The organism is Occallatibacter sp., assembly GCF_049802275.1.
Classification (GTDB): domain Bacteria; phylum Acidobacteriota; class Terriglobia; order Terriglobales; family Acidobacteriaceae; genus Telmatobacter.
Window position 1 is genome coordinate 1 of the sequence record NZ_JBARMD010000510.1, and the last position, 5,450, is coordinate 5,450.

Sequence of the window (5,450 nt, forward strand, 5' to 3'; positions counted from 1 at the left end):
GTCGCGTGCTGCGGCCTGCGAATATGCAACCGGGTTTGCCGGGATATGGCGTATTCGAGGGCGTGACAGAGAGCGGCGTCGAGTTCGCCGTGGTCGACCTGATGGGCAAGGTGTTCATGAGCGGGACTAATGACCCATTCAACGCGGCCAGTGCGTTACTCGCTGGCATCAAGGCGAAGGTGATCGTCGTGGATTTTCATGGCGAAGCCACCAGCGAGAAAGTGGCGATGGGCTGGCATCTGGACGGGCGAGTAACGGCGGTGCTGGGCACGCATACGCATATCCCGACAGCGGATGAGCGCATCTTGCCGGGCGGCACCGCCTATCAAACAGACGTGGGTATGAGTGGCCCCTATGACAGCGTCATCGGCGTGGAGAAGGACCTGGTGCTGCACCGGTTTCTTACCGGCATGCCCGGTAAATTCGAAGCAGCGAAGGGGAATCCGAAGATGTGCGCCGCGCTCATTACCTGCGATGCAATCACAGGGCGCGCATCGGCGATTCAGCGGATCATGCTGGGGGAGTAAGACGCGATTCCTGGTGCTTGTGGCAATCGAAAGCATCCTTCAGCACCGAAGGCGCGGTTCACTGAGTCCAGTTCATTGCAGCCAACGGACGCCCAGAAAGAATGAAAATTGGGATTGGTGGTTTCCCACCCATGCCGCGATGAGGCTGCGTCATGGATGGGGCACCTCTGATTCTTTGCCCGACAATCTTCACGGCAGATTCCTCGACTCCCGTTGGTCGCTCGGAATGACAGTCCTGAGGAGGGAAAATCTGGCCAGAATCAGTGCTAGTTCTGGCCCGACGTTGGCACTTGCCATGTTTGAGTAACTGCCGACTGCTGCGACGCAGGGATTGCGGTCCTCATCGATGCCGGCTTATGCGTGGCCTCGGTCAATTTTCCCTGATGCGTGAAGGTCATCGACCACTCCATTGCGTGCATATGCGCGGCTGCGTCGGCGAAGCGAATCACTTGCGTTCCGTGCGCCTGCGTTTCGACATACATAGCAGCAGTAAGCGCGGGAATCGGCTTGTGCACAGCGGGCTCTGAGTCGTGCGGCAGAATCTGGGGCTGGGAACCGGCAAGGGCAGCGTAGCAGAGCGCGTTTCCGAGCCAATCGCTGTTTGCGGCTTCTCCCTCCTCTGCGCGAATGTGGTTGAAAGCCGAGATGGTAAGAGCGTTGATGGGCGCCGGTGAAAAGAGCGAATAGCCGCGCTTGAGGATGGGAACGATTCGGACCCGGCCTTCGCCATTGCGGGGAATCGAGGCGGAAAAGACAGACATGTCGCCGGCACCATTGTTGCGCGTGTACTGGAGGAAAAGATGATTCGGGAACGTGGGGCAGACGATCTGACGATAACTCCAGTTGTTCTGTTGATACTCGAGGCCGGCGAACCCTGCGTGCTCGGCGATGGAGGACTCCGCATCCGCGAGCACGAGACGATCCTGCTGCGTAAGCTGGTCAGCGGAACGAAACTCGACTGTGTAGAGGGGCGTCTGGCGGGTCGCGATCGCTGAAAACGGCTTGGCGGGAACCGTGTCCGGAACGATCCTCTCCTGCTTTGAAGCGCCAGAATCCTGGCTCTGCAAATATGAGGCCGCAGCCAATACAACGGCAGCCAAGACCAGAGTCGCAACCAGTCGGATCGGGGAAATGCGGAACGGCACCATGCTGCCTCAAGATTACCATCGGACAAGCTGGCGAACGGCCTGAGACGCGAAGGGCAGCCCTGGAAGAGCTGCCCTTCAATTCACCAGGAGCGCAGTGGAATTACTGCGGTCTAGCCGTGTGGTGGCCGGCAGCCGGCTTGTGTACCGGAGCCTTCTTCGCGGTCTGAAGAATGCCATCTTTCAGCACGATCTGAGCACTGGCGGCTGCCGTTGCTGAAGCGGGAACCTGCGAATAAGTATCGTAAGTTCCATCCAGTTCCGGACCACCATCCTTGAGCAACTTGAGTTCGGAGCCCACAGCGGGAATCTCTTTTTCCGGAATCGGCTCCTTCATGTTGACGATGAAGTCCGCCGTCTTGGCGTCCTTGGCATCTTGAGTCACGGCAACCTTGATCTGGCTGGCAGTGGCTTCGATCACGGTGCCCGGGACAGGCGTTTCCTTGCCCTGGAGGAGAGCCCAGAGCTTGTCAGCATCTTCCTTGCTGCCAACGGAGAGCACGGTTTCCTTGTCCGCCAGCGCCAGGGTATTCAAGTCCGGAGTGGTGGCAAGCAAGTCGTGGATCTGCTCCTGCGGCGTCTTGGCCGGGGTGATGTTCAGGGTGCCCGGCGGGAAGAGGGTCGCTGCCGCCTGGGTCTTCAGAGCATCCAGGCCGGTCAGATCGCCGTGGTACTTCTTGTAGTAATACTCGAGCTGAGGCTCAATCTGGCTCTTGTAATTTGCGGGAGCAAAGTTCCAGGCGCGGGCAAAGAACCAGACTGCCTGCAGGTAATCCTGGTTTGCCTTGTCTTTTGCGGCCTTGGCAGCTGCGGCCAGCGCTGCATCGGCGGGAGCGGCCTTGGCCTTGGTGTCGGCATCGCGTGCAGCCTGGGCGTCAACGAGCTGCAGTTTGACGTAGGCAAGCGCAAGTTGCAGGGTATCGCCGAGAGCCAGTCCGCTTGTGGTTTTATCCGGCGGATACATCATCAGTTCCTTGCGATACTCTTCGACCGCCGCGGCAGGGTCCTTCTTGGACACAAGGTAATCTACAGCAATTGCCGAATGAAAGAACGGCGCGGTTGCATCGGTCTGCTGCTTCCAGGCTTCGTCAGTGACCCCAGCGGGTTTGGTTGCCGCCAATCCTTTTTGAGCAAGAGCGGCAGCATCATCGCAGGTCTGCTGATCTGAAGTCTTTGCGCATTGGTTCTTTTTGATGGCCACCGAGATGTACAGGGCCTTGAGATTACCCGGGTCAATCTGCAGCAACCGTGAGGCTGCGCTTACTGTCTTGTCCATGTCGCCAAGCTGCTGATAGGTGTCGATCAGCATGTCGAGCATGGTCTTCTTGACCACGCTTTGTGGGTACTTGGTCAGAAAGTCCTCAATAGCTGCGGCCTTGGCCTTGGGATCAGACTGCGTTGTGGCCATTGAATAGGCGTTGTATTCGGCTGGATCCTTGATTTGAATCGTGGATTGATCCTGCGCGCGCAGCGTGTGTGCGGGAACGAGGCTCAAGCTCGCCAGCGCCATCACAGATGCAAAGACAAACTTCTTCATTCAGTGCTCCTGGGAGATGCGGAAGTGTAATGGTAACTCAAGCACTCGCTCGCGGCATCGTCAATCCGTTTCGGAAGGTGATATTGCAGATTTCGACGGATTAACATTTCCACGATGTCCAATGCGGTATTGGGAGGATTATAGAAAGCCCAACTCAATGTGACAAGGCACCTGATTCGACAAAAATTTAGATGCTGGCGATACAGGCGCAATTGGGGTGTCGTCGGCTCTGCCGGAAACCGGTGCGCCGATGCGGATTCTGATATGTCCCTGATTGGAAGCCTTGCGGGAATCTTTCTGCCTCCCTGCGGCGAACCGATGGCCGCCCCCTCAGCGCATCGCCTAATCGCTTAGACACCAAAAGGCCCAAAAGTGTTTCCTGAGTGTAACAGGACTCTGTTTTGACGGGTTAACGTTACTGCAGGAGTCGGACTAACTCGGCCTGTTCGGCGAGAAAGGCGTCATGACCGTGGGAACTGATCATTTCCCGATATTCGGCTGGAACGCCGGTGGAACGGATGAGGTCGGCAAAGCCGTGGACAGACTCCGGAGGGAAAAGCCAGTCGGAACTGATGCCGATAAAGGTAAGGCGGGCGCGGATACGGCCGAATGCGTCCTTTGCCGATGCATGACCATTCAGGGGATCCCAGGTATCCATGGTGCGCAATATGGCGAGATAGGAATTGGCGTCGAATCGCTGGATGAACCGTTCGCCCTGATGATCGAGGTATCCGGCAATGTCGAAGCGGCCGCCAATGAGGCCTCCGCCCTGGTTGTCGAGGCCCCACGGGTTCTCGCCGTTGCGGTTCGGATTGCGGGAGAAGCGCTCATCAAACAGGCCGGCAGACTTATAGCTGAGCATGCCGATCTGCCGAGCCAGCGATAAGCCGAGGTGCGGCTGCCGCTGCGGCAGGTAATAGCCGCTGTCCCACTCCGGGTCGTTCTGGATGGCCTGCCGCTGAAGATGATTCAAAGCAAGTCCCATGGCCGACAGGGGAGCTACGGCAATGATGGCGGCACGCTCAACGCGTGCGGGGTCGTATATGGCCCACTCCAGTGCCTGCATGCCCCCGATTGAGCCGCCAAGTGCAAGCCTGAGCCGCCGGATACCGAGCGAATCAAGAAGTTGGGCCTGGGCGTGGACATTGTCGCGGATAGAAACGAGTGGAAAATCGGGACCGTAGACAAGGCCGGTTGCCGGGTCTACCGAACCGGGTCCGGTCGATCCGTAGCAGGATCCCAGCAGGTTAATGCAGATCACAAAGTCATGTTCTAGCGACAGAACGGCACCGGGAGCGAAGATCTCAGGCCACCAGTCGCCGACACGCGCCGAACCGGAGAGTGCATGGCAGATGAGCACCGCGTTGTCGCGGGCCGCATTCAGACGACCGTAAACCGCATAATGCAAGGTCGTTTGCGCCAGCGTGCGCCCGCTCTCCAGCATCAGGTGCTGATCCAGTACGAAGTCCCCTTCATACGTGGGTTCAAGGGCAGGCGCCCGGGCCGGCGCTGCGCCCGGCCCGATAACGGCTTCGGTCATAACACTCATTGTGCAGTATGGACCTTGGTGCCAGCAGCACCGACTGTGGCACTCCCGTTGGCTGCCTCAATGGCCTGGTCGAGATCGGCGATAATGTCGCGGATATCTTCGATGCCCACAGAGAGCCGCACCATCTCCGGAGTGACACCCGTGGCGGCCTGCTCTTCAACCGACAGTTGCTGATGAGTGGTTGAGGCTGGGTGGATGACGAGGGACTTTGCGTCGCCGATGTTGGCCACGAGCGAGAAGAGTTCCAGCGAGTCGATCAATTTCTTGCCGGCTTCGTAACCACCCTTGATGCCGAAGGTGATGAGCGCGCTCTGGCCGTTGGGCAGATACTTTTTGGCGCGGGCGAAATAAGGGCTGGACTCGAGGCCCGGATAGTTGACCCAATCGACCCCCGGATGCTGCTGGAGATGACGGGCGACAGCCAGCGCATTCTGCGAGTGGCGCTCAAGACGCAGGTGAAGCGTCTCAATCCCCTGGAGCAGGAGAAACGCACTGTGCGGCGAAAGCGCGGCACCGGTATCGCGCAGTCCCTGAATGCGCGCTTTCAGAATGAAGGCGAGCGGTCCAAATGCTTCAGTGTAGGAAAGGCCATGGTACGAGGGATCGGGCGCGGAAAACTCCTTGAAGCGGCCGGAGGCGGCCCAGTCGAACTTGCCCGCATCGACGATGACGCCGCCGATGGTGGTGCCATG

Annotated in this window: 5 protein-coding genes; 1 reads left to right on the top strand and 4 read right to left on the bottom strand. The window is 58.7% G+C overall.

Features of this window, described 5'->3' with window-relative positions; genetic code table 11:
• A partial coding sequence (locus tag WA354_RS17645; protein WP_472814334.1) for a TIGR00282 family metallophosphoesterase occupies positions 1–527 on the top strand: 527 nt, incomplete at its 5' end.
• 266 nt (positions 528–793) lie between these two features.
• Here the strand turns inward: WA354_RS17645 and WA354_RS17650 are convergent.
• From WA354_RS17650 to WA354_RS17665, 4 genes are all read right to left on the bottom strand, one after another.
• Positions 794–1,675 carry a hypothetical protein gene (locus WA354_RS17650; protein ID WP_472814335.1) on the bottom strand — a complete coding sequence of 294 codons (882 nt, stop codon included), beginning with the start codon at positions 1,673–1,675 and terminating at the stop codon, positions 794–796.
• A gap of 100 nt (positions 1,676–1,775) precedes the next feature.
• On the bottom strand, positions 1,776–3,209 hold the full coding sequence (locus WA354_RS17655) for an outer membrane protein assembly factor BamD (protein ID WP_472814336.1): 1,434 nt from the start codon (positions 3,207–3,209) through the stop codon (positions 1,776–1,778).
• Positions 3,210–3,624: 415 nt separating this feature from the next.
• Entirely contained in the window at positions 3,625–4,749 is a 1,125-nt protein-coding gene (gene metX / locus WA354_RS17660; protein ID WP_472814337.1) for a homoserine O-acetyltransferase MetX, read from the bottom strand.
• 5 nt (positions 4,750–4,754) lie between these two features.
• The coding region (locus WA354_RS17665; RefSeq protein ID WP_472814338.1) for a PLP-dependent transferase at positions 4,755–5,450 on the bottom strand (696 nt) is incomplete at its 5' end.